At 52.8% G+C, this 24,711-nt stretch carries 22 protein-coding genes and 1 tRNA gene; 15 read left to right on the plus strand and 8 right to left on the minus strand.

The genetic code is table 11. The features are described from left to right. The first annotated feature begins 56 nt into the window (after positions 1 to 56). The 4 genes from KIK84_RS12740 to ybgC are packed head-to-tail and all read left to right on the plus strand — an operon-like array spanning position 57 to position 2,266. The gene (locus tag KIK84_RS12740) at positions 57 to 731 is read left to right on the plus strand and encodes an ABC transporter ATP-binding protein (protein WP_214123476.1); all 675 of its coding nucleotides are present in this window, start codon (positions 57 to 59) and stop codon (positions 729 to 731) included. A 10-nt stretch (positions 732 to 741) separates the two neighbouring features. After that, a complete protein-coding gene (gene rlmB / locus KIK84_RS12745; protein ID WP_214123477.1) occupies positions 742 to 1,488 on the plus strand; it encodes a 23S rRNA (guanosine(2251)-2'-O)-methyltransferase RlmB in 747 nt (248 codons plus the stop codon). A 5-nt stretch (positions 1,489 to 1,493) separates the two neighbouring features. Continuing rightward, positions 1,494 to 1,841, plus strand: a complete 348-nt coding sequence (locus KIK84_RS12750; RefSeq protein WP_214123478.1) for a hypothetical protein — start codon at positions 1,494 to 1,496, stop codon at positions 1,839 to 1,841. 5 nt (positions 1,842 to 1,846) lie between these two features. Further along, positions 1,847 to 2,266, plus strand: a complete 420-nt coding sequence (gene ybgC / locus KIK84_RS12755; protein WP_214123479.1) for a tol-pal system-associated acyl-CoA thioesterase — start codon at positions 1,847 to 1,849, stop codon at positions 2,264 to 2,266. Positions 2,267 to 2,269: 3 nt separating this feature from the next. Here ybgC and KIK84_RS12760 read toward each other — a convergent pair whose 3' ends face one another. Next, entirely contained in the window at positions 2,270 to 4,321 is a 2,052-nt protein-coding gene (locus KIK84_RS12760) for a sensor domain-containing diguanylate cyclase (protein WP_214123480.1), read from the minus strand. Between the two features lie 132 nt (positions 4,322 to 4,453). Here KIK84_RS12760 and KIK84_RS12765 point away from each other — a divergent pair, with 132 nt between their 5' ends. The 11 genes from KIK84_RS12765 (at position 4,454) to KIK84_RS12815 (ending at position 15,503) form a co-directional block, all read left to right on the plus strand. Then, positions 4,454 to 6,724, plus strand: coding sequence for a YgiQ family radical SAM protein (locus KIK84_RS12765; protein ID WP_250207956.1), 2,271 nt, complete (start codon positions 4,454 to 4,456; stop codon positions 6,722 to 6,724). Between the two features lie 13 nt (positions 6,725 to 6,737). Further along, the gene (locus KIK84_RS12770; protein ID WP_214123481.1) at positions 6,738 to 7,751 is read left to right on the plus strand and encodes a 3'-5' exonuclease; all 1,014 of its coding nucleotides are present in this window, start codon (positions 6,738 to 6,740) and stop codon (positions 7,749 to 7,751) included. A 37-nt stretch (positions 7,752 to 7,788) separates the two neighbouring features. Continuing rightward, entirely contained in the window at positions 7,789 to 9,702 is a 1,914-nt protein-coding gene (gene thrS / locus KIK84_RS12775) for a threonine--tRNA ligase (protein ID WP_214123482.1), read from the plus strand. A 19-nt stretch (positions 9,703 to 9,721) separates the two neighbouring features. Then, positions 9,722 to 10,327, plus strand: a complete 606-nt coding sequence (gene infC, locus KIK84_RS12780) for a translation initiation factor IF-3 (RefSeq protein ID WP_349815932.1) — start codon at positions 9,722 to 9,724, stop codon at positions 10,325 to 10,327. 119 nt (positions 10,328 to 10,446) lie between these two features. Next, positions 10,447 to 10,650: a 50S ribosomal protein L35 gene (rpmI, locus tag KIK84_RS12785; RefSeq protein ID WP_214123483.1), complete on the plus strand. Its 204-nt coding sequence runs from the start codon at positions 10,447 to 10,449 to the stop codon at positions 10,648 to 10,650. Between the two features lie 25 nt (positions 10,651 to 10,675). Beyond that, a complete protein-coding gene (gene rplT / locus KIK84_RS12790) occupies positions 10,676 to 11,035 on the plus strand; it encodes a 50S ribosomal protein L20 (RefSeq protein ID WP_214123484.1) in 360 nt (119 codons plus the stop codon). Positions 11,036 to 11,130: 95 nt separating this feature from the next. Further along, positions 11,131 to 12,207 carry a phenylalanine--tRNA ligase subunit alpha gene (gene pheS / locus KIK84_RS12795; RefSeq protein ID WP_214123485.1) on the plus strand — a complete coding sequence of 359 codons (1,077 nt, stop codon included), beginning with the start codon at positions 11,131 to 11,133 and terminating at the stop codon, positions 12,205 to 12,207. Between the two features lie 28 nt (positions 12,208 to 12,235). After that, positions 12,236 to 14,650 (plus strand): phenylalanine--tRNA ligase subunit beta, encoded by a 2,415-nt coding sequence (gene pheT / locus KIK84_RS12800; RefSeq protein WP_214123486.1) that lies wholly within the window; start codon positions 12,236 to 12,238, stop codon positions 14,648 to 14,650. Positions 14,651 to 14,664: 14 nt separating this feature from the next. Continuing rightward, positions 14,665 to 14,982 (plus strand): integration host factor subunit alpha, encoded by a 318-nt coding sequence (locus KIK84_RS12805; RefSeq protein ID WP_214123487.1) that lies wholly within the window; start codon positions 14,665 to 14,667, stop codon positions 14,980 to 14,982. A gap of 29 nt (positions 14,983 to 15,011) precedes the next feature. Beyond that, a complete protein-coding gene (locus tag KIK84_RS12810; protein ID WP_214123488.1) occupies positions 15,012 to 15,404 on the plus strand; it encodes a MerR family transcriptional regulator in 393 nt (130 codons plus the stop codon). A gap of 22 nt (positions 15,405 to 15,426) precedes the next feature. After that, positions 15,427 to 15,503: transfer RNA gene (locus KIK84_RS12815), tRNA-Pro, on the plus strand. A 49-nt stretch (positions 15,504 to 15,552) separates the two neighbouring features. Here the strand turns inward: KIK84_RS12815 and KIK84_RS12820 are convergent. The 7 genes from KIK84_RS12820 to infB all read right to left on the minus strand — a co-directional run bounded on the left by KIK84_RS12820 (position 15,553) and on the right by infB (position 24,691). Then, positions 15,553 to 16,212 carry an RnfABCDGE type electron transport complex subunit B gene (locus KIK84_RS12820; protein WP_214123489.1) on the minus strand — a complete coding sequence of 220 codons (660 nt, stop codon included), beginning with the start codon at positions 16,210 to 16,212 and terminating at the stop codon, positions 15,553 to 15,555. Next, positions 16,209 to 17,522, minus strand: coding sequence for a polyhydroxyalkanoate depolymerase (locus KIK84_RS12825; RefSeq protein ID WP_214123490.1), 1,314 nt, complete (start codon positions 17,520 to 17,522; stop codon positions 16,209 to 16,211). The genes KIK84_RS12820 and KIK84_RS12825 overlap by 4 nt, the downstream gene beginning before the upstream one ends. 134 nt (positions 17,523 to 17,656) lie before the next feature. After that, positions 17,657 to 18,556, minus strand: coding sequence for a DMT family transporter (locus KIK84_RS12830; protein ID WP_250207957.1), 900 nt, complete (start codon positions 18,554 to 18,556; stop codon positions 17,657 to 17,659). A gap of 6 nt (positions 18,557 to 18,562) precedes the next feature. After that, entirely contained in the window at positions 18,563 to 20,395 is a 1,833-nt protein-coding gene (gene typA / locus KIK84_RS12835; RefSeq protein ID WP_214123491.1) for a translational GTPase TypA, read from the minus strand. After that, positions 20,392 to 21,390 (minus strand): tRNA pseudouridine(55) synthase TruB, encoded by a 999-nt coding sequence (truB, locus tag KIK84_RS12840; protein ID WP_214123492.1) that lies wholly within the window; start codon positions 21,388 to 21,390, stop codon positions 20,392 to 20,394. The genes typA and truB overlap by 4 nt, the downstream gene beginning before the upstream one ends. Before the next feature lies 1 nt (position 21,391). Beyond that, positions 21,392 to 21,766 carry a 30S ribosome-binding factor RbfA gene (gene rbfA / locus KIK84_RS12845; RefSeq protein WP_214123493.1) on the minus strand — a complete coding sequence of 125 codons (375 nt, stop codon included), beginning with the start codon at positions 21,764 to 21,766 and terminating at the stop codon, positions 21,392 to 21,394. Between the two features lie 15 nt (positions 21,767 to 21,781). Next, the gene (gene infB, locus KIK84_RS12850) at positions 21,782 to 24,691 is read right to left on the minus strand and encodes a translation initiation factor IF-2 (protein ID WP_214123494.1); all 2,910 of its coding nucleotides are present in this window, start codon (positions 24,689 to 24,691) and stop codon (positions 21,782 to 21,784) included. Positions 24,692 to 24,711: the final 20 nt, after the last annotated feature.

Below are 24,711 nucleotides of genomic sequence, written 5' to 3' on the forward strand. Positions count from 1 at the left end.
CCGCAAGGGACAACAAGCAGTAGTGCACTATGCGGCGGTATTTTTCAGAGAAAAGCATGGCAGACAACATCATTTCGGTAGAGCACGTATACAAGACGGTGCAAGATTCCACGGGTACTTTGCCCATTCTGCACGACATCCATTTTGGCCTTGCTGCGGGCGAGACCGTGGCGATTGTGGGGGCTTCGGGGTCTGGTAAGAGTACCTTACTCTCCATCATGGCTGGTTTGGATGTTCCGACACAGGGAACCGTCAAGCTCGCAGGTCAAGACATGTTCGCTGTGTCGGAGGACGAGCGCGCTGCTTTGCGTGCTCGGCACATGGGTTTTGTGTTCCAAAACTTCCAACTATTGGCCCATTTGAGTGCGGTCGAAAACGTCATGCTGCCTTTGGAGTTGGTGGGTGTAGCCAAAGCCCGCGAACGAGCGCAAGACATGCTGGCACGCGTGGGCTTGTCTGCGCGTATGAATGCATATCCCAAGGTCTTGTCTGGTGGGGAGCAGCAACGCGTCGCCTTGGCACGGGCTTTCGTGGTACAGCCGCAGGTACTGTTGGCCGATGAACCCACGGGTAGTTTGGATTACGCCACAGGACAAGCTGTGATGGAGTTGATGCTGCAACTCAATGCCGAGCAGCACACCACCTTGGTTTTGGTCACCCATGACCGTGAACTGGCCCAGCGTTGCAGCCGCCGCATCCAAGTTGCAGCTGGGCATGTGACGGCTGACTGATAATCCCCCCATGTCTTCAGCCAAAGTATTGTTCGGCTTTCACGCCGTCGGTGTGCGCGTCAAAACAGCGCCCCAATCCATTGTCGAAATTTATGTCGATCCGAGCCGCCGTGACGCACGCATGCGCCAGTTTGTGCAACGTGCCCAAGAAGCGGGGCTGCGGCTCATAGAAGCTGACGGCATGCGCTTGGCCAAATTGGCAGGCAGTCATGGGCACCAAGGTGTAGCGGCACGGGTCAACCCGATTGCGCAAGTCCATTCGCTGGACGATTTACTCGATAGCCTGCCAGCAGACCAGCCGACCCTCATTTTGGTGCTCGATGGGGTGACCGATCCACACAATCTTGGCGCTTGCTTGCGCGTAGCAGATGGTGCCGGCGCACACTGTGTCATCGCGCCCAAAGACCATGCTGCAGGTATCAATGCCACCGTGGCCAAAGTGGCCAGTGGTGCCGCCGAAACGGTGCCGTATTTCATGGTGACCAATTTGGCCCGCACGCTCAATGAGCTCAAGGAGCGCAATATCTGGGTGATTGGTACCAGCGACCAAGCAACGCATGACGTGTACCAAGTGGATTTGAAAGGGCCAGTAGCCTTGGTACTAGGCGCTGAAGGTGCAGGTATGCGCCAACTCACCAGCAAAACCTGTGACCAGCTAGTGCGTATTCCAATGCAAGGCGCCGTGGAAAGTCTGAATGTCTCGGTGGCCAGTGGTGTGTGTTTGTACGAGGCACTGCGCCAACGAAAAACGGGGTGATTGCTATGAAAAAGATAGCTTCTTCAGCAATGCTGACGGGCTTTGTGGCCATTTTTCTTATGGGATGTACGCAAGAGCAGCAGAACAAAATTGGCCGCGAAATCCAGAACTGGACGGGCACCAATGGCGTGCTGGAGTTTTATGCTGGGGACAAGTTGGTGCGCCGTTTCATACACATCGACAAACTCTCTACCGCTATGGGCACCGAGGATGGCAAGCCACGCCCTTACCGCTACGGTTATGGCGTCTTGGACGAAAACCTCAATATGCAAGCCGATCCCGGTGAAAAGAAGGTGTATTTTGAGGTCAGTGACTACGCTGGCAACTACATATTCTTTGAGGGCCCTCGCTAAAGCGCATGGATGAGCCAATAAACGCCCGGCAATACGCGATGCCCCTTCGCGTGTACTGGGAGGACACTGACGCTGGAGGCGTGGTGTTCTACGCCAACTACCTCAAATTCATGGAGCGTTGCCGCACTGAATGGTTGCGCCATTTGGGGGTAGAGCAGCTGCAGTTGCAAGCTGACACCGGTGTGGTGTTCGTGGTGCTCGATGTGAACATCCGGTACAAAAAATCCGCCCGTTTAGATGACTTGTTGACTGTGGATGTGAGCTTGCTGGAGCAGCGTGCGGCCAGCATTGTGGTGCGGCAAACCGTGCGCAACGGGGATGCACTATTGGCTGAAAGCACGGTGCGTATTGGCTGCGTCGAGCAGGCTAGTTGGAAGCCATGCCGCTTGCCCGATAGCGTGGCTCGCGTACTGATGACTGTATAGGGCTTAGCCGTGCAGGCACACGTTGTTGCGCCCCCGTTTTTTGGCTTGGTACATGGCTGCATCGGCCTGCTTGAGCAATTCGGTGGGGTCTGTGACCTCCGCGTGAAATAGCACCAACCCAATGCTGGGCGTGGTCACCAAATGCGTTTGGTCGAGCACATAGGGAGCGTTGAGGGCGCTTAGCAGTTTGTCACCCACCACCAAGGCATGCTCTTGGGCCAGCGCACGCTCTTGGGCCAACTCTTGAATCAAGACCACAAATTCGTCTCCGCCTAGGCGTGAAACGGTGTCCACCGAGCGCACGTTGTGCTGCAGTCGCTTGCTCACTTCTTTTAGGAGCAAATCACCCACCTCATGGCCTAGCGTGTCATTGATGTGCTTGAAGCGGTCCAAGTCCAAGAAGAGCAGGGCTGCGTGTTCGCTCTTGTGCTGATTTTGGGCAATCGCTTTGTGCAGGCGATCCATCAAGACGCGGCGATTGGGTAGCCCCGTCAAAGGGTCGTGGTAGGCCAAATGGGCCATGGCTTCTTCACTGAGTTTGCGCGCTGTGATGTTGCGGGCTATAGCAATAAAGCGCAGATCTTCGTTGTCTTGCTTTTCTTTGCGCACCACCGACAGTTCGTACCAAGCGGGAGAACCTTGCTCCTCCAGCGCATACTGCAGCCCATACGAAGCGCCATCTTGTTCGGCCTGTCGAATTGCTTGCATGCACACATCTGCGGCATGTTGGGGGAGTGTGTCCACCACCGAGGTGTGCAAGCGGTAGTAGGCCAGATTGGCGCTATTGGCGGCACTGCTGCCTTGGGAGTGGATGGCCAAAAACGTTCCTTGCGCATCGAACTCAAACATCCAATCGGGAACGGCTGCCAAGGTGGCTTGCAATTCAGCCTGCGTGGCGCGCAGTTGGGCTTCTGCTTGCTTGCGCTCCGAGATGTCCATAAGGGTGCCAACCAAGCACTGGGCGCTTCCATTTTTGTCAAACTGCACCGCTTTGCCACGCAAACTGACCCAGACCCAATCACCATGGACGTTGGCTGTGCGGTATTCGCCTTGGAATACACCAGCTTGTGGGGCTCGCAGATGCTGTTGCAACTGCGTCATGACATCGCTCCAGTCTTCTGGGTGTATCCAATCGACCCATGAGCTGACTTCTTGCGATACCGACTCCGGATAGCCCAATATCGCGCAGGTGCGGGCATCCACGCTAAAACCCATATCGGCCCCGATGCGCAATTTCCAGCGGCCTAGGTCAGCCCCCATCAGCGCCAGTTCTAGCTGCTCAGTGGTTTCGCGTAGCAGGTTTTCGGCAGTCTTTCGGTCTTGTATGTCCTTGGAAACCCCCAGTACGCCAATGATGTTGCCATCATCGTCGTGCAGTGGCACTTTGGTCACTTCAAACAGATGGGGGAGCAACTCGTTATCCACCTGCGATTGTTCTTCATAGGTGATAGATGCGTTACGTTGCAGCACCCATATGTCAGTTTGGTACATAGCATCGGCTGTCACTGGATTGATGTGGTCGTGCAGGCGACTGCCAATCAATTTGTCATGCGTGGTGTGCAAGGATTTGACATACGCGTCATTGGCGGCAATGAAGACCCCATCCAAATCGCGCAGCCAGACATTGCCGGGCATGGTTTGCAGCACTTGGCGCAGTAATGATTCGTTTTGTTTGACGTAAAAGCGAGCGATGTACTCTGTGGTGACGTCTTCGAGGGTGCCTTCGCAGTACAGGGGCTTGCCATCACTGTCTTCGACCAAATAGGCATGTTCTCGCACCCACATCAGTTCACCAGTTTTGAGCCGGTACATCTCGGAGTCAAACCGGTACACCTGCTTGTCGCGCATGAGCATGCGCCAGAAGGTCTGCCGACGATCCGGTTGAACGTACGGTGCTTCCGGGTGTTTTTCCAACCAAGCACGCAGTTCTTCCACATTGTTAAAGCCATTGAAGAGGCAAAACGTGGTGTTGGCATGCAGTAAATGTCCATCCGGTGTGAAACGGTACACACCAATAGGCAAGCGCTCAAACAAAGTGGAAGTCGTATCGACCATGGACAAATCTTACATGCTGAAAATGCTGCAAATAGCAGTCCTACTATGTCCCTTAATTGCGGTGTTGTGTTTAGGAGATGCCTATCCAAGAAGGGCTACCGCTTACACTACTCACTTACCCTTGGTTTTTGCATGAGTTCCACAGACATCCTCGATCCGATGACGAAAAAGTCCGTCAAACCCTTGACGGCTTATCGCAAATATTGGGCCCATCGCTTTGGCGTGGCTCCATTTCTTCCCATGTCCCGTGCTGAAATGGACAAGCTGGGCTGGGATAGCTGCGACATCATCATCGTCACGGGCGATGCCTATGTAGACCATCCGAGTTTTGGTATGGCCGTGATTGGCCGCTTGCTGGAAGCGCAGGGTTTTCGCGTGGGCATCATTGCCCAGCCCGACTGGACCAGTGCCGAGCCGTTTAAAGCGCTGGGCAAACCCAATCTGTTTTGGGGGGTAACAGCTGGCAATATGGACTCCATGATCAACCGCTATACGGCTGATCGCAAAATCCGCTCTGACGATGCCTATACCCCCGGTGATGTAGGTGGTAAGCGCCCTGATCGCGCTGCCATTGTGTACAGCCAGCGTTGCCGCGAAGCATACAAGGACGTGCCCATTATTCTGGGCGGAATTGAAGGCAGCTTGCGCCGCATTGCACATTACGACTATTGGAGTGAAAAAGTTCGCCGCTCTGTTGTGGTGGATAGCAAATGCGACTTGCTGCTCTATGGCAACGCAGAACGCGCATTGGTGGAGGTGGCTCATCGCTTGGCCGCCAAAGAGCCCATTGACAATATCACCGATGTGCGGGGCACCGCTTTTGTGCGCCGTGACGATTCAGCAGGTCTGGATGAGTGGTTTGTACTCGACTCCACCGAAGTAGATAGACCCGGGGCTGTTGATGCCATTCCCAACCCCTACCTCATGGAGCAAGAGCAGGCTGCAGCCCAAGGGCAGGTGTGCGATCCGCAAGGTGCAGCCAATACAGCGGTAGCCACTGAAAAAGTGGTGTCAATCCACGGTTTGCAACGTGCCAAGGGCGGCCGCTTGATGACCCCGCGCGAACGCACGGTTATTCGCCTGCCAAGCTACGAGCAAGTCAAGAGCGATCAAGTGCTGTACGCCCATGCCAACCGTGTGCTGCACCTAGAAACCAATCCTGGCAATGCCCGTGCTTTGGTACAAGCGCACGGGGAGGGGGCTACCAAGCGGGAGGTGTGGATCAATCCGCCGCCAATTCCCCTTACCACAGCGGAAATGGACTATGTGTTTGACTTGACCTATGCGCGCAGTCCCCATCCCTTGTATGCCGATAAAAACGGGCGCCACGACGGGGAGACCAAGATTCCTGCGTGGGAGATGATTCGCTTTTCGGTCAACATCATGCGAGGCTGCTTCGGTGGCTGCACTTTCTGCTCTATCACCGAGCACGAAGGCCGCATCATCCAAAGCCGATCGGAAGACTCCATCATTCGTGAAATTGAGGACATTCGGGACAAGGTGCAGGGGTTCACCGGTACTATTTCCGACTTGGGCGGACCCACGGCCAATATGTACCGTTTGCGATGTAAGAGCCCTGAAATTGAGGCTGCCTGTCGTAAACCCAGCTGTGTATTCCCAGACATTTGTTCCAACTTGGGTACCGACCACAGTCATTTGATCCAGCTATACCGCCGCGCCCGTGCGCTCAAGGGCATCAAGAAAATTTTGATTGGCTCGGGGCTGCGTTATGACTTGGCTGTGCGCTCGCCTGAGTATGTACGTGAGCTGGTGACACACCACGTCGGTGGTTACCTAAAAATCGCGCCGGAGCACACAGAGCAAGGGCCTTTGTCCAAGATGATGAAGCCCGGTATTGGCACCTATGACCGTTTCAAGCAAATGTTTGAGAAGTTCAGTGCTGAGGCTGGCAAGCAGCAGTTTCTTATCCCTTACTTTATTGCCGCCCACCCAGGTACCAGCGATGAAGACATGATGAACTTGGCGCTCTGGCTCAAGCGCAATGGCTTTCGTGCAGACCAAGTGCAAACCTTTTATCCTAGCCCTATGGCCACCGCTACGGCCATGTACCACTCGGGACTCAATCCGCTCAAGGGCATTAGCCGCGATAGCTCTCGGGCCGAGAAAGTAGACATCGTGCGCGGCGAAAAGCGTCGCCGCCTGCACAAGGCCTTCTTGCGGTATCACGACTCCAACAACTGGCCCATGCTGCGCGAAGCGCTCAAGGCGATGGGGCGCGCAGACCTGATTGGTAATGGAAAACACCATTTGATTCCGACCTACCAGCCCATGACAGATGGCTCTTACCAGTCTGCCCGTCGAAAAAACAGCACACCTGTCGGTGTTAAGCCGGGACGCCTGCTAACCCAGCACACGGGCTTGCCACCTCGCAAAAAACGCTAACCGCTTCCTCACCATGCACGCAGAACAATTAGGACTCGGGTTTAGCGACCTAGAGCCGGTTTTGGCCTCCACCCCAAAGCCGGTATCCAAAGGCAAAAAGCGCACCGCGCCTGCTGCCATATCGCCTGAAGAGATGGCGCAAGCACTGGAGCAGCACCCTGATTACAAGGTGCTTCGCCGCTTGCAACCGCGTCTGCACTGGGGCGAAATCTCTGCCGACGCAGTTCGTGCCCATGCCCTGCGCCAGGTGGTGATTTTGGATACCGAAACCACCGGCTTGGATACTGCCAATGACCGCATCATCGAGTTGGCTATGTTGCGAGTAGCGGTTGATATGCGCACTGGTTTGCCTGTGGGAGATGTACAGGTCTATGACGGTTTGGAAGACCCGGACATTCCCATCACTGAGGCCGTTACATCCATTACCGGTATTCGCGCCGAAGATGTCCAAGGTCAGCAACTCGATGAAGCACGCATTGCCAACTTGCTGGATGGCGCAGACGTCGTGATCGCGCACAATGCAGCTTTTGACAGACCCTTTGTGGAGCGTCGCTTGCCCCCATTTGCCCAAGTCAATTGGGCTTGCTCGTTGGCCGACGTGGATTGGAAAGCCTCAGGGCTCAAGTCGGCGCGCTTGGAGGATTTGGCAGCACACCACGGGTGGTTTTATGCCGCACACCGTGCAGAGGTTGATTGCCATGCCTTGTTGGCGGTTTTGGCAGCCACGAGCTTGACTGAAAATACGGCCCTACAACACGTATTGGAACGTTGCCACACCCGTTATTTGACGGTGTACGCACTGCAAGCACCATTCACAGCCAAGGACACCTTGCGCCAAGCGGGCTACCGTTGGAATGCTGACGAGCGGTGCTGGACGGTGAATATCACTTCCGATGCCTTGGATGCTACTTTGCATTGGTTGAAAACCAACGTGTATTCAGCCTCTGTGCAGGTGGGTGTGTTGGAGCAATCAGCCCAAGAGCGCTTTACAACACGCTCTTCTGGTATGCGCAAGCTGTGGCTCTAACAAGCGCCGATAAAATAGACCTTTTACTGAAGAAAAAATGATCCACATTACTTTGCCCGATGGCTCTGTGCGCGAGTATGCACAGGCTGTTTCTATCGCTGAAATTGCAGCATCAATTGGTTCAGGTTTGGCCAAAGCCGCTCTTGCCGGTAAGGTGGATGGCCAGTTGGTTGATACCAGCTACACCGTGTCAAAAGATGCAAAAGTAGCCATAGTGACGGGTAAGGATACAGACGGTCTGGAGGTTATTCGCCATTCGACAGCTCATTTGCTAGCCTACGCCGTGAAAGAGTTGTTTCCAGAAGCGCAAGTAACCATTGGCCCCGTGGTGGAGAACGGCTTTTATTACGACTTCTCATTCCATCGTCCATTCACCATGGAAGATTTGGCTCTCATCGAGAAAAAAATGGCAGAACTGGCTGCCAAGGATGAGTCTGTATTGCGCCGTGTACTGCCACGCGATGAGGCGGTGGCGTACTTCCTTTCTATTGGTGAAAAATACAAAGCCGAGATCATCCAAAGCATTCCAGCTGGTGAAGAGGTCTCTCTCTACCGTGAGGGTGCTTTTGAGGATTTGTGCCGCGGCCCTCACGTACCCAGTACTGGAAAGTTGCGTTTCTTCAAGCTCATGAAAGTAGCTGGTGCTTATTGGCGTGGTGATCACCGCAATGAGCAATTGCAGCGTATTTACGGAACGGCGTGGGCTAGCAAAGAAGATTTGCAGAGTTACCTCACCATGCTGGACGAGGCTGAGAAGCGTGACCACCGCAAATTGGGACGTGAACTGGATTTATTCCACTTGGATGAGCACTCTCCTGGCACTGTTTTCTGGCATCCCAAGGGCTGGACTTTGTGGCAAGAAGTGGAGCAGTACATGCGGCGTGTGTACCGCGACAATGGGTATCAGGAAGTCAAAGGGCCTCAAATCCTCGACAAAACGCTGTGGGAAAAAACTGGCCATTGGGACAAGTACCGTGAGAACATGTTCACGACCGAGTCGGAAAAGCGTGACTATGCGCTCAAGCCGATGAACTGCCCCGGTCATATCCTTATCTACAAGCAAGGCATTAAGAGCTACCGCGATTTGCCGCTGAGGTTTGGAGAGTTCGGTCAATGCCACCGCAATGAGCCCACAGGGGGCTTGCACGGCATCATGCGTGTGCGCGGTTTCACACAAGATGATGGCCATATTTTTTGCACTGAAGACCAAATACAGTCCGAAGTCACGGCTTTCACGGCGTTGCTTCAAAAGGTCTATAAAGACTTTGGTTTTACCGACATTATTTACAAGCTATCTACTCGCCCTGAAAAGCGTATTGGCAGCGAAGAAAGCTGGGATCGTGCAGAAAATGCGCTGGCAGAAGGTTTGCATGCTTCTGGTTGTGACTTTGAATACTTGCCGGGAGAGGGAGCGTTTTACGGTCCGAAAATCGAGTACACGCTCAAAGATGCACTGGGTCGTCCATGGCAGTGCGGTACTATTCAAGTGGATCCCAATTTGCCAGAGCGCTTAGACGCAGAATTTGTTGGAGAAGATGGTCAACGCCATCGCCCCATCATGCTGCATCGTGCAATTGTTGGCAGTTTAGAGCGCTTCATTGGCATTTTGATTGAACAGCACGCAGGTGCTTTGCCCGTATGGCTTGCCCCTGTACAGGTTGCAGTGCTAAATATCACCGATTCGCAGTCAGAATACACTCGCAACGTCGCGAGAACACTGCAAGCGCAAGGGGTGCGTGTGAACTTGGATGTTCGCAATGAAAAAATCACACTTAAAATACGTGAGCATTCGTTGCAAAAAATACCTTATTTGCTTGTAATTGGCGATAAAGAAATGGCCGCAGGTCAAGTCGCTGTTCGAGCAAGGGGTGGGGCGGATTTGGGCGTGATGGCCATCGAAACTTTTGCAGAAAAAGTGCTGACCAGTATTCGTGAAAAATCTGTCATTTAATTAATTGTTATAAAGGAATATAGCCATCGCTACCGAATTTCGTGATCGCCGCCAACGTGAAGAGCGCAAGCATCGTCTGAATCGAGAAATCACAGCGCCAGAGCTTCGCTTGGTCGGCCCCAACAACGAGGCCATTGGAGTTGTGAGTTTGATGGAGGCCCTCCGCATGGCAGGAGAGCTGGATGTCGATCTGGTGGAAATTGCTGCCACAGCATCCCCACCAGTCTGCCGTCTGATGGACTACGGCAAGTTCAAATACCAAGAGCAAAAAAAAGCTGCAGAAGCCAAGTCAAAGCAGAAGGTCATTGATGTCAAAGAAGTCAAATTCCGTCCAGGCACGGATGACGGTGACTACAACATCAAGTTGCGCAATATTCGCCGTTTTTTAGAAGACGGGGACAAGTGCAAAATCACCTTGCGCTTTCGCGGTCGCGAAATTACACACCAAGAGCTTGGTTTGGCAATGTTGCAGCGCATGCGTGATGATTTGGGTGATTCCATTGTTGTGGAGCAATTTCCCAAGTTGGAAGGTCGTCAAATGATCATGATGATTGCGCCAGGCAAGAAAAAACCAGGCGCGGCGAGCCAAAGCAAAGTCCAAACAGAATCTACTACAGAGGCCTGATAGGCTATAATGCTTGGCTACCCAGATCTTTGGATCTGGGTGGATTTAGAAGTGACTCAAGGCCAACAAGGCTGGAGCAATTTCCAGACGCCTCGTGAGCACAAAAAAAGGAGCTATTCATGCCCAAGATGAAGACCAAAAGCGCGGCCAAGAAGCGCTTTCGTGTACGCCCAGGTGGCACTGTCAAGCGTGGTCAAGCTTTTAAGCGCCACATTTTGACCAAGAAGACTACCAAGAATAAACGCCAATTGCGCGGAGCAACCAATGTCCATTCGACCAATATGGGTCATATGGCGCAAATGTTGCCCGGCCAAGGCATTTAATTAACGGCGTACAAGGAGAGTTACTATGCCTCGCGTAAAACGTGGTGTTACCGCACGAGCCCGTCATAAAAAAGTTTTGGCTCTGGCCAAAGGTTTCCGTGGTCGCCGTGGAAATGTCTTCCGCATAGCCAAGCAGGCTGTGATGAAGGCTGGTCAATATGCTTACCGTGATCGTCGCACCAAGAAGCGTGTGTTCCGCCAATTGTGGATCGCTCGTATCAATGCTGCAGCACGCCAATGTGGTTTGACATACAGCCAATTTGCCAATGGTTTGAAGAAAGCGAATATCGAGATCGACCGCAAGGTTTTGTCTGACATCGCAATCCACGACATGGCAGCATTTGCTGGTATCGTGGCTCAAGTAAAGGCCAAGCTGGCTGCTTGATGCACGCAGAGCTGCAATAAACTGTAGCGGTTGCGTACCTGAAAAGGGCTAGAGCTTTATGCACTAGCCCTTTTTTACTGATTACTCCATAGAACATGACAGATTTTTCAGCCCTTGTAGAAGAAGCGCACTCTGCTTTTGCAAATACACAAACACCTGCAGAATTAGAAAATGCCAAAGCACTGTTTCTGGGTAAAACAGGTAAGGTTACGGAGTTGATGAAAGGGCTGGCTGCACTTTCTGTGGACGAGAAGAAAACACGAGGAGCTGCTATCAATGTCGCCAAGCAAGCCATTGAGGCAGCATTACAGCAACGCCGCCAAGAATTAGCCGACCAAGAATTGCAGGCACAGTTGGCATCTGAGCAATTGGATGTAACGTTGCCTGGGCGGCGGCAGTCTGCCCAAGGTGGATTGCACCCCATTACATTGGCCCAAGAGCGCATTGAGGCTATTTTTGCTTCTATGGGCTTTGACGTGGCCGATGGGCCCGAAATCGAAAGTGACTGGTTCAGCTTTACATCGTTGAACAACCCCCCCAATCATCCTGCACGATCCATGCAGGATACGTTTTATGTAGATGCGGTTGGTGCGGATGGCAACTATTACAACTTGCGCCCACACACCAGTCCAATGCAAGTACGTTATGCGCAGGCCCATGTGAGGAAACATGGGGGGGATTTTGATATTGCGAAGAACCAGTTATTTGCCGGGGATATGCCCGAGATTCGTGTGATTGCCCCTGGGCGTACCTACCGCGTAGACAGTGATGCGACTCACTCCCCTATGTTTCACCAGGTAGAAGGTTTGTGGATTGGTGAGGCCGTCAGCTTCAAGGATTTGAAAGCTGTTTATCTCAATTTCATAACCCAGTTCTTTGAGACAAATGCTCTGAAGTTGCGTTTCCGTCCAAGTTACTTTCCCTTCACTGAGCCCAGTGCTGAAATCGACATCATGTTTGAATCAGGTCCACTAAAAGGACGTTGGTTAGAAGTATCTGGCTCTGGCCAAGTGCATCCCAACGTGATACGAAACATGGGGTTAGATCCTGAGCGATATATAGGGTTTGCATTTGGCTCCGGAATTGATCGCTTGGCGATGCTGCGTTATGGGGTGAGTGATTTACGCCAATTCTTTGAAGGCGATATTCGCTTCCTTTCGCAGTTTCAATAAAACCTTGTAGCCTACGGGCCTATTTGTCATGCAATTTTCAGAATCTTGGTTGAGATCATTTTGTAATCCCTCGCTATCGACACAGGCGCTGGCCGATGTATTGACGATGGCAGGCATGGAAGTAGAGGATTTGGAGCCTGTTGCTCCTCCATTTCACAAAATTGTGGTCGGGGAAATTAAAGAAGCAGAGCAGCATCCGAATGCGGATCGCTTGCGTGTATGCAAAGTCGATACTGGCGCTGAATTGCTCACCATTGTTTGTGGTGCTTCGAACGCACGAGTCGGAATCCGTGTTCCGTGTGCTTTGGTGGGGGCGGAACTCCCGCCCGGTGAAGATGGTAAACCCTTCTCAATCAAAGTAGGAAAACTCCGGGGAGTTGAGAGTTACGGCATGCTGTGCTCTGCCCGTGAGTTGCGCTTGAAAGTCGAGGACACTGGAGGTTTGCTGGAGTTGCCTCTGGATGCGCCTTTGGGGCAAGACATTCGTGAATATCTACAACTCAACGACACCCTATTTACGCTCAAATTAACACCTAATTTGGCTCATTGCCTAAGTGTTTATGGGGTCGCGCGTGAGCTTGCTGCACTGACTGGTGCCCCCCTTGTGGAGCCTAAAACTAGCGCCATTGCAGTTACTCTTGCAGAGCGACAAGTCGCTCAAATTCAAGCACCGGATTTGTGTGGCCGTTTTGCAGGTCGAATTGTGCGTGGTATTAATCCGAAGGCAATAACCCCTAGATGGATGGTGGATCGTTTAGCACGCAGTGGTCAACGCAGTGTCAATGCACTGGTCGATATTTCTAACTACGTGATGTTTGAGTTGGGGCGTCCTTCGCATATTTTCGACTTAGACAAAATCACTGGCGATCTGCAAGTACGCTGGGGGCGAGCTGGAGAGTCACTGAAATTGCTCAATGGCAGCACCATCACAGTTGATGAACAAGTTGGAGTGGTTGCCGATACCGCAGGACTTGAGTCTCTCGCTGGCATCATGGGGGGAGAGGCCTCCGCTGTTGGTGATGAAACCCGCAATATTTACATTGAGGCAGCATTTTGGTGGCCAGAAGCTATAGCAGGTCGCTCACGTCGATTTAATTTTTCGACCGATGCAGGTCATCGCTTCGAACGAGGTGTCGATCCAGCATCCATACCAGAGCATATTGACCACATCACCCAGTTGATTTTGGATATTTGCGGCACATCAGAGACGCAAGTGGGTCCAATCGATGACCAAGTTGTTAATATGCCGGCCACCAGACAGGTCAACATGCGCGTTAGTCGTGCTGCCAAAATCATTGGCATTGCTTTGACTTGCGAACAGTGCACCGATGTTTTTTCTCGCTTGGGTTTGCCATTCCAAGTTGGCGGTGACGTGATCACAGTCACGGTTCCGTCTTACCGCTTTGATATTCAGATTGAAGAGGATTTGGTGGAAGAAGTGGTGCGCATCATCGGGTATAACAACCTTCCCGACACCGCGCCACTAGCGCAGGTGACAGCACGGATTCATTCTGAGGAAAAACGTCCAATTTTCCAAGCTAAGCGTTTGTTAGCATCGCTTGGATACCAAGAGACCATCAATTTCAGTTTCATTGACTCGGCATCCAATCAACAGTTGGGGGGCGTGGATAAGTCTATTCGCTTGCTCAATCCGATTGCTAGCCAGCTGGATGTGATGCGCTCTAGCATCGTGCCTTCATTGATTCAAGTGCTTCAGTTCAATTTGGCTCGCAAGCAGCCACGCTTGCGCATTTTTGAAGTCGGGCGTGTTTTCTGGCACAACAGCACAATCACAGACTCGCTGGCCACCGTGCGCGGATTTGAGCAACCTATGCGCGTTGCAGGGCTAGCCGCTGGCGCGCATACAGCGATGCAATGGGGTGTGAAGAGTCGTGAAGTGGATTTCTACGACATCAAAGCCGATGTAGAAGCGCTGTTGGCACCTCTTTTCCCCCGTTTCGTTGCCAAATCACACCCTGCTTTGCACCCCGGTCGCAGTGCAGAAATATACATTGATGACCAAGTGATAGGCTTTATGGGGCAGCTGCATCCCTTGTGGGTGCAAAAATATGAGCTCTCTTTGGCTCCAATCGTGTTTGAGTTGGACTGGCAAGCGGTCCTTAATCGCACACTTCCCAAGCCTCTGCCAGTCAGTAAGTACCAATCTGTTCAAAAGGATATCGCTGTACTGGTACCAGCTGGCGTTACTTATGGAGACTTGATGGGAGCGATTTGGCAAGCCCCTACCAATGGTCTCCTGCAAGATGCAACTTTGTTTGATATTTACAAACCACAAGGTGTAGATGTTGCTGAAGCCAGTTGGGCCATTCGTCTTGTATTGCAAAGTGAACAAGGCAATTTGACTGAGGCAGAAATTGAAGCCAGTATTCAAGCAATCTTGGCACAATTGACGGCAGCAGTTGGTGCTCGTTTACGCGCTTAGTTTGTCTAAACACTATGGATTTTTCCTTCGAAAGTCTTGAAACGCCTGCGCTTACCAAAGCGCAATTGGCCGATTTGCTGTTTGAGCAAATCGGTTTGAACAAGCGCGAGGCAAAAGATTTGATAGATGCTTTCTTCGATCAAATCACCGAGTCTCTACTGCATGGTACGGACGTCAAACTCAGTGGGTTTGGAAATTTCCAGATTCGTAAAAAAGCAGCCCGTCCAGGGCGTAATCCGCGTACTGGTGAAGTCATTCCCATACAAGAGCGTCATGTAGTCACGTTCCATCCCAGCGTGAAGTTGAAAGACTCTCTTCAAGTGGTTGAATGAACAAGATCAGTTTCTTTACTTGACGGATCATGTCGTCGTTGCCTGCTATACCCGCGAAACGCTACTTCACAATTGGTGAAGTAGGGGAGTTGTGCGATGTAAAACCGCATGTGCTGCGGTATTGGGAGCAAGAGTTCACCCAATTGCGTCCCATCAAACGCAGGGGTAATCGCCGTTATTACCAACACCATGAGGTACTGATGATTCGGCGTATTCGCGAGTTGTTATACGACCAAGGATTTACCATCAGCGGTGCACGCAACCGGATACAAGAAGCATTGGATGAGTTGGCCCCGCCTACTGCGCCCCATGAGTCGAATGTGGCTTCCAAAACGCTGTTAGAGGAACCAAGGCCAGCAACAAAACAAGACTGGACGAATCTTCGCCAAGAATTAATCGCAATTCGGGATTTGCTCAAATAAATCGGTGTAGAATTCAAGTCTTCGGTGTGTGGCGCAGCCTGGTAGCGCACTTGCATGGGGTGCAAGGGGTCGAAGGTTCGAATCCTTTCACACCGACCAATTCAAAGCGCGTTAGCTAAAAGCTAACGCGCTTTTTCTTTGTATATGCTTAATTTTTCAGTCGCACTTTTGCGCGCTGAATCGCTGCTTCAATCATGGTCTTTTTGACATCCAGTACAGCGGTCTCCGCTATCTGAGAATGCTGTGCAATGTCAGCTAATTTGGCCTGTGCTTTTTCAACCATTTCTTCTTGATGGATGCGCGCCTCTCTGGTTTGTCGTTGCTGACGCAGTGTATAGCGCGCCAATGCATCGGCCGCTTGCTGACTTGACCAAGCCGCCCAGCCAGTTTGCAAACCACTTACCGTATCGGTACGCATGCAATCTACAGGGCATACTGGCAAGCACAATTCGCATCCTGTGCAGACGTTTTCCAATACGGTATGCATGCGCTTGTTGGTTCCAATAATCGCATCCACTGGACACGCTTTCATGCACAGCGTGCAACCAATGCACCAATCCTCATCTATCCATACAACCGTACGAGCCTGTTCTTGACCATAATTGGCATCCAAAGCGACAGAAGCTTGCTGGGTAATATGGGCTATACGCTCAATGCCTTCTTGTCCACCCGGTGCGCAACGATTAATTGCCTCGCCTTTGGCAATCGCTTGCGCATAAGCAAAGCAATCATCGAACCCGCAGCGCTGGCATTGGGTTTGGGGGAGGGCTGCATGTATTTGTACAACCCGTTCTTCAAAATCGCTCATCCAATACTGACTTTTGATTTTTTTGCTGCTGTCACTGGCTTGATTGTGGTTTGGTGTGCCAAGATGAAATCTTTCACTTGAGGGTATACCATTTCGCGCCAGCGGCGGCCGGAGAAAATACCGTAATGTCCAGCACCCTTGGCTTCGTAATGGCGTTTGTGAGTGATTGGGACTTGACTGCACAGATCATGAACTGCTTGGGTTTGACCGGATCCAGAGATATCGTCAAGCTCTCCTTCCACGGACAGTAATGCTGTGGTTCGAATATCAGCAGGCTTTACTCGCTCGAGTTTGCCATCAGGAGAGCGGACATCCCATGTGCCATTGACCAGTGCAAAGTCTTGGAATACGACCCGAATTGTTTCGAGGTAGTACTCAGCATCCATATCGAGTACGGCATTGTATTCATCGTAAAAGCGACGATGCGCTTCCGCGCTGGCATCATCCCCTTTGAGTAGATCCTCAAAATAATCGTAGTGACTCTTAGCATGATGGTCTGGGTTCATTGCCACAAAACCACTGTGCTGTAAAAAACCAGGATAAACGCGTCTGCCGGCACCTGGAAAGCTTTCTGGAACACGGTAAATAACATTGTTTTCAAACCAATTGTGGCTCTTGGTCATGGCCAAGTTGTTCACTGCAGTCGGTGATTTGCGCGCATCGATAGGCCCCCCCATCATGGTCATGCTCAGGGGGGCTTTTTCACCGCGCGAAGCCATCAAAGAAACCGCCGCAAGCACAGGAACTGTGGGTTGACATACGCTCATCACATGGCAGTTGCTATAGTTGGATTGAACATGCCGTATGAACTCCTGCACGTAATTCACGTAGTCATCAAGGTGGAATAATCCTTCTGACAAAGGCACTGTGCGCGCGTTTTTCCAGTCTGTGATATAGACCTTATGGTCTTTGAGCATCGTGCGGACAGTGTCACGTAGCAATGTGGCATAGTGGCCTGACAAGGGTGCCACAATCAGTACCGCAGGCTGGCCTTTCATTTTGGACAAAGTTGCTGGATCATCGCTAAAACGCTTGAAGCGGCGCAATTGGCAAAAGGGTTTGTCAATTTCTATGCGCTCATGTATGGCGACATCGACCCCATCAACATCGATAGTGCGAATACCAAACTCTGGCTTTTCGTAGTCTTTAGCCAAGCGATGCATCAAGGCGTAGGCTGCTGACCAGCGCTGCGCGTAAGGGATTTGTCCTAATGCCGTCAGTGGGTTGTTCAATGACTTGGAGGCGATTTGGGCGAAATCAGCAAAAGGCTCCATCATGGAACGTTGCATTTCGTAGAGCTGATAAAGCATGGAAGAACTCCTGTCATGTGTGTGAGGTCAATATAACAGCATCAAGCAAGAAACATGCGACATCATTATTAACATAATATACATCGTATGAAGTAGCTTCTTGGCAAGAAATCAATTGCTTTGAACTTCAAGATCTAGCGTAGCCTTTGGGCCAAAGTTTCGTTGCAGATCAATGCACCAAGTACGACGCAGCCGCCCACCAATACGGCGTGGTCAGGCACCTCGCTGGCGCCGAGCCAAGCCAACAAGATTCCGAAAATGATTTCCATCAGTTGTAGCAGCGACATTTCTGGTGCAGCCAACACTTGAGCGCAACGCACACTCAACACGCATGGGATTGCCAGTTGGAACAAACCTAAGAAGGACAGCCAAAGCCAATCAAATCCCGTGGCTTGGAAAGGCAGCGCAAACGTGATCGTAAGCAACGAGGAAATAACAGCTCCAACCCAAACGGCTGTCATCAAATCAACATCATCGCCATGGCTATGGCTATGCGCATGCTGCGTCACCGTCCAATTGATGGCACCAGCCAAAGGCACACACAAAGCGATAACGGTTCCAGCGAGACTGATGCGCTGAATCTGGCTGGCATACATATAGGCAATACCTGCTCCAGCGGCGGCAATAGCCACCACAGTGCGAACAGGCAATCGATGTCCAATGAAAATGCGTGCTAATACTGCGGTCAACAAAGGCCCAATCGACATGGTGACCAGCACATTGCCCACACTGGCCATGGTCAATGCCAGCATAAACGCCGTGAACATGACGCTCCAGCACACACCGGAGAGCCAGAAATGCCAACCAGCATGGCGCACGTTGGCAAACACTTGGCGCCCTTTGAGCCATGGCAAAGCCACAGTCAAGGCCAAGACCGTAAAGGCAGAACGCCAAAAAGTGACTTCAAAACCATGGGCGGAATGCAGTTGTCGACTCACTACACCCGCTGTTGCCCACAAAAGCGTCACCAGCACCATGGTGGCAATGGCGCGCGAACGGCTCCATGCCACAGAGGTACTGGTGGACGTGGACATAGTGGCTTATGCGCCTTCGCGGCTAGCGCGCTTGCGCTCGTGCTCTTTCAGGAAGCGCTTGCGCAAACGGATGCTCTTGGGGGTGATTTCCACTAATTCATCGTCCTCAATGAACTCCACGCCGTATTCCAATGTCAATTCGATCGGAGGCGTGATCTTGATCGCGTCTTCCTTGCCGCTGACACGGAAGTTGGTCAACTGCTTGGTGCGGGTTGCGTTCACCACCAAGTCGTTGTCGCGGCTATGTATACCGACGATCATGCCTTCGTATACCGGGTCGTTGGCTTTCACAAACATGCGGCCGCGGTCATCAAGCTTGCCCAGCGCGTAGGTGAAAATCTCCCCGTCATCCATGGAGATCAGCACACCGTTTTTGCGACTAGCGATCTCACCCTTGTGTGGCTCATAGCTGTCAAAAATGTTGCTGATCAGGCCGGAACCACGGGTCAAGTTCAAAAACTCGTTGGAGAAACCAATCAGGCCACGGGCAGGAATGCGGTATTCCAAACGCACACGACCACGGCCATCGGGTTCCATGTTGACCAATTCGCCCTTGCGCTCACCCAGTGCCTGCATCACGCCACCTTGGTGGCCTTCTTCGATGTCTGCAGTCACCATCTCGATAGGCTCGCAGCGTTCGCCATTGATTTCTTTGAACAGCACGCGGGGTTTGGACACGGCCAGCTCATAGCCTTCACGGCGCATGTTTTCCAACAAAATGGTCAAGTGCAATTCACCGCGGCCAGAGACTTCAAAAATACCATCTTCATCGGTTTCTTTGACGCGCAGCGCCACGTTGTGTTGCAACTCTTTTTGCAAACGATCCCAAATTTGGCGGCTGGTCACAAACTTGCCTTCACGTCCAGCCAGTGGCGATGTATTGACGCAGAAGTTCATGGTCAGCGTCGGTTCATCCACCTTGAGCATAGGCAATGGTTGTGGATTGGCGGGGTCTGTCACAGTCACGCCGATTCCGATGTCTTCAATACCGTTAATCAGCACGATGTCGCCGGGACCTGCTTCCGGGGTTTGCATGCGATCCAAGCCCTGGAATGTCAGCACTTGGTTGATGCGCCCTTTCGCTTGCTTGCCCTCAGGCCCTTCCATTACCAGAACGTCTTGCCCAGGTTTGATGGTGCCTTGGCTCACACGGCCGACGCCGATACGGCCGACAAAAGACGAGTAATCGAGCGCAGAAATTTGCAATTGCAGCGGTGCAGTCGGATCGCCAGCATTCGCAGGAACGTGCTTCAAAATGGTGTCGAACAGGGCTGACATGTCAGGGCCCCATTGCTCACCAGGAGCGCCCTCTTCCAACGACGACCAGCCGTTGATGCCGGAGGCATACACCACAGGGAAGTCGAGCTGTTCATCGGTTGCGCCCAGCTTGTCAAACAAGTCAAAAGCGGCATTCACTACCTTGTCAGGGTTGGCACCGGGTTTGTCAACCTTATTCACCACCAAGATGGGCTTGAGACCCAAAGCCAAGGCCTTTTTGGTCACAAAGCGGGTTTGCGGCATGGGCCCTTCTTGCGCATCGATCAGCAGTAGCACGCTGTCTACCATGGACAACGCACGCTCTACTTCTCCGCCAAAGTCCGCGTGTCCGGGGGTATCCACGATATTGATGTGGGTGCCTTTCCAGCTCACGGCGCAGTTTTTGGCCAAAATCGTGATGCCACGCTCTTTTTCAATCGCGTTGTTGTCCATCACCGTGTCAACCACCTTTTCATGCTCGGCAAAGGTGCCAGACTGGCGCAGCAGCTGGTCCACCATGGTGGTTTTTCCGTGGTCAACGTGGGCGATGATGGCGATATTGCGTATTTGGCGGTCGCTCATGGTGTGGGTTCCTGTTCTTTCAAAAATACGGGACTGGCTTGCGCCAGGGTTTGTTCAATTTCCAATGGGGTCAACAAGCGCTGCGGAATCAACTCCCCAGCCTTGATGTGGGCGCTACCCAATAAAGCGCGGGGGTGCTCGGCACTAGCTTTGGCAAACACCGCTACCTGCTCGGCATCTGGCCACTGCCCTCGCCTGCGCATGCCACTCAAAAAACGGCCTGCGTTGCTGGCATCCAATGTGACTTCGGTGTAACCAGGTAGTAGCACATCGACTGGCAACAACTGTTGCAATCGCTGCTCCTCGCTCATGCTTTCCAGTTGCTCTAGCGTGATACAACGCTCTAAGCCAAAAGCACCGGTGCGTGTGCGGCGCAGCATTTTCAAATGACCGCCGCAACCCAAGGCTTCGCCGATGTCTTCCCCGAGCGTGCGGATGTATGTTCCTTTGCTGCAATCCACTATCAATTTGATAGCAGGCTCAGCAATATCCATAGGCTCTGCAGCCCATTTTAACTGGTGAATACGAACGTTGCGTGACGCTCTTTCGACTTCCTCTCCAGCACGGGCGTACTCATACAGCGCCTTACCGTCTTTTTTCAGTGCGCTGTACATCGGTGGCACTTGCGCAATATCGCCGCGAAAACGCGCCAGTACATGCTCTATCAAGTCTGCATCGACATGCACAGGGCGCTCCAGCAGAACCGCACCTTCCGCGTCAGCAGTCGTCGTTTTTTGCCCTAGACGAACAATCGTTTCGTAGGCTTTGTCGGCATCCAAATGGGCTTGGCTGAACTTGGTAGCTGCACCGAAACACAATGGCAACACGCCTGTCGCCAAGGGGTCTAGCGTGCCGGTATGCCCTGCTTTTTCGGCGCGCAGCAACCACTTGACCTTTTGCAAGGCTTGGTTACTCGATAGACCAATGGGTTTGTCCAGCAAAAGCACCCCGTGTACGGGGCGCCTGGCTACCCGTACGCGTGGTGCCTGCGCCATGTCAGCCCTCTGCGTCTTTGGTGCGAGATGCCACCGCCTTGGCAATCAAGGCGTTCATACCGGCAGCGCGTTCAGGGGTATGGTCAAACACAAAGTGCAGCGTAGGCACGGTGTGGATTTGCAATCGCTTGAACAAGCCACTGCGCAAAAAGCCTGCTGCTTGGTTCAGGCCTTCGGCGCATTCCTGCGGATTGCCCACCAACACGCTGAAAAATACCTTGGCATGGGCGTAATCAGGGGTCACCTCCACGGACTGGATAGTGACCATACCCACGCGGGGATCTTTCAACTCGCGGCTGATGAGCTCGCTCAGATCACGCTGGATCTGATCGGCCACTCGAAAGCCGCGATTGGGTACAGAAGACTTCTTGCGCATGTACGGAGGTTTGCTTTACAAAGTACGAGCGATTTCCTTGATCTCGAAGAATTCCAACTGATCTCCTTCGGAGATGTCGTTGTAGTTCTTGAGCTTGATACCGCACTCGAAGCCTTCCTTGACTTCGCGGACATCGTCCTTCATGCGCTTCAAGGATTCCAATTCGCCAGTGTAGATCACCACGTTGTCGCGCAACAGACGGAAGTGCGCGCTGCGGGTGACAAAGCCCGAAGTGACCATACAACCTGCCACTGTACCGATCTTGGACGCCACGAATACGGTACGGATTTCGGCCATGCCGATGACCTCTTCGCGTTTCTCCGGTGCCAACATGCCGGACATGGCAGCCTTCAACTCATCCACGGCATCGTAAATGATGTTGTAGTAGTGGATATCCACATCGTTGGTTTCTGCCAGTTTGCGAGCGCCCGCGTCCGCACGGGTGTTAAAGCCAATCACGATGGCCTTGGAAGCCAGGGCCAAGTTGACGTCTGATTCACTGATGCCGCCCACACCGGCATACACCAATTGCACCTTGACTTCTTCGGTCGAGAGCTTGAGCAGCGATGCGGCCAACGCTTCTTGCGAACCTTGTACGTCGGCCTTGATGATGATAGGCAAGGTCTTGACGTCGCCAGCACCCATTTCGGAGAACATGTTCTCCAACTTGGCCGCTTGCTGCTTAGCCAGCTTGGTGTTGCGGAATTTGCCAGCGCGGTAAGTGGCGATTTCACGTGCACGGCGTTCGTCGGCCATCACCATGAAGTCATCACCGGCTTGGGGCACTTCGGTCAAGCCTTGGATTTCAACTGGAATCGATGGGCCAGCAGCGTCAATCTTTTGACCGTTTTCATCCAGCATGGCGCGCACACGGCCATAGGTTTGGCCAGCCAGTACTACGTCGCCCACATTGAGGGTACCCGATTGCACCAGCATAGTGGCGACAGGGCCACGACCCTTGTCCAGCTTGGCTTCAATCACCAAACCCTTAGCTGCGGCTTCGACGGGAGCCTTGAGCTCCAAGACCTCGGCTTGCAACAGCACTTGTTCGAGCAACTCATCAATGCCCATGCCTGTCTTGGACGATACAGCCACAAACGGAGAATCACCACCGTATTCTTCGGGCACCACCTCTTCGTTGACCAACTCTTGCTTGACGCGATCGGGGTTGGCATCGGGCTTGTCGGCCTTGGTAATGGCTACCACGATAGGCACCTTGGCCGCTTTGGCGTGCTTGACCGCTTCTTTGGTCTGAGGCATGACACCGTCATCGGCCGCGCAGACCAAGATAACCACGTCAGTCGCTTGTGCTCCGCGGGCACGCATGGCTGTGAAGGCCTCGTGACCGGGGGTATCCAAGAAGGTCACCATACCGCGAGGAGTTTCCACGTGATAGGCACCAATGTGCTGGGTAATGCCACCAGCTTCGCCTGCAGCTACTTTGGCACGACGAATGTAATCGAGCAAAGACGTTTTACCGTGGTCAACGTGACCCATGACTGTGACCACCGGAGCGCGCGGCATGGCTTCGGCTTGGTGGGCTTGGGATTCTTCATCGGTAAAGGCTTCTGGATCATCCAGTGCAGCCACCACCGCTTTGTGACCCAGTTCCTCCACCACGATCATGGCGGTGTCTTGATCCAGCGGTTGGTTGATGGTCACCATCTGCCCCAGCTTCATCAATTGCTTGATGACTTCAGAGGCTTTGATCGACATCTTGTGCGCCAGTTCGGCCACAGTGATGGTTTCTGGAACGTGCACTTCAATGACACGGGCTTCTACAGGCGCTGCTACAGCCACCTCACGGCGGTCATTGCGGTCATTGCGCCTATTCTTGGGGCCACTGCGCCAAGAACCGGCACGCGCACCGTCACTGGCGTCACCACCACGGGTTTTGATTTCTTTCTTTTTCTGCTCGTCGGTAGACCAACTGCTAGAGAGCTTGGCCGAACGCACTTCTTTGCTGGCACCCGGACGGTCAGCAGCCGCTGCACCAGTGGCTGCGCCTTCAGCGGGCTTGGCAGGTTTGGCCGGCGTAGCAGGCTTGTGCAAAGTCCCCTTGTTCGCTGCTTTTTCAGCGGGCTTGGGTTCTTCGGGCTTTTTGGCGACCAACACCTTCTTGGGGGCCGCCATCATGGAACGGATTGCCGCAGCTTCCGCTTCCGCTTTACGCCGACGTTCGCTCAACTCTTGGGCACGGGCAGCATCTTCGGCCGCTTTGGCCGCGTTTTCACGCGCTTGGGCTTCTTTGGCTGCGTCTTTGGCCGCTTGCGCAGCCGCTGCAACGTTGTTCGTTTCTGCGGGTTTGGTCACCGGCTCAGGTGCCGATGCCACCACTTGCTGTTGGGTGGCTTGGGCTTGCAAGCGGGCTTGCTCTTGTGCTTTGCGTTGTGCTTCTTCTGCTGCTTTTCGCTCGGCTTCCAAACGCTCACGCTCTTGCGCCTCTTCGCGCTCTTTGCGACGTTGTGCCAGTTCTTCTTCTTGGCGACGAATCAGCTCAGCCTGACGGCGAGCCTCTTCCTCACGCTTGGCCAGTTCGGCTTGCTGTGCTGCAGCGGCATCCGCCGCAGCTTGTGCGTCCTCCGCGTTGCTGTTGCTTTCATCAGCAACAGCACTTTCTGGCTCATCACGGCGCACAAACGTGCGTTTCTTGCGCACCTCCACTTGGATGGTACGGGCTTTGCCGGTAGCGTCAGCTTGTTTGATCTCTGTGGTTTGTTTTTTCACCAAGGTGATCTTTTTGCGTTCGCCCGAGGCTGTGCCATGGCTGCTTTGCAGGTAGCTCAACAATTTTTGTTTATCACCGTCGGTCAAAGTGTCGGCGGCGGATTGTTTGTTCAATCCGGCTGCCTGCAGTTGCTCGAGCAAAGTGTCGGTCGATTTTTTCAGTTCGTTGGCGAATTCAGCAACGGTCGTACTGGACATAGTGTGCTATTCCTTTCATG

The sequence above is a fragment of the Curvibacter sp. CHRR-16 genome, assembly GCF_018474005.1.
GTDB lineage: Bacteria > Pseudomonadota > Gammaproteobacteria > Burkholderiales > Burkholderiaceae_C > Allorhodoferax.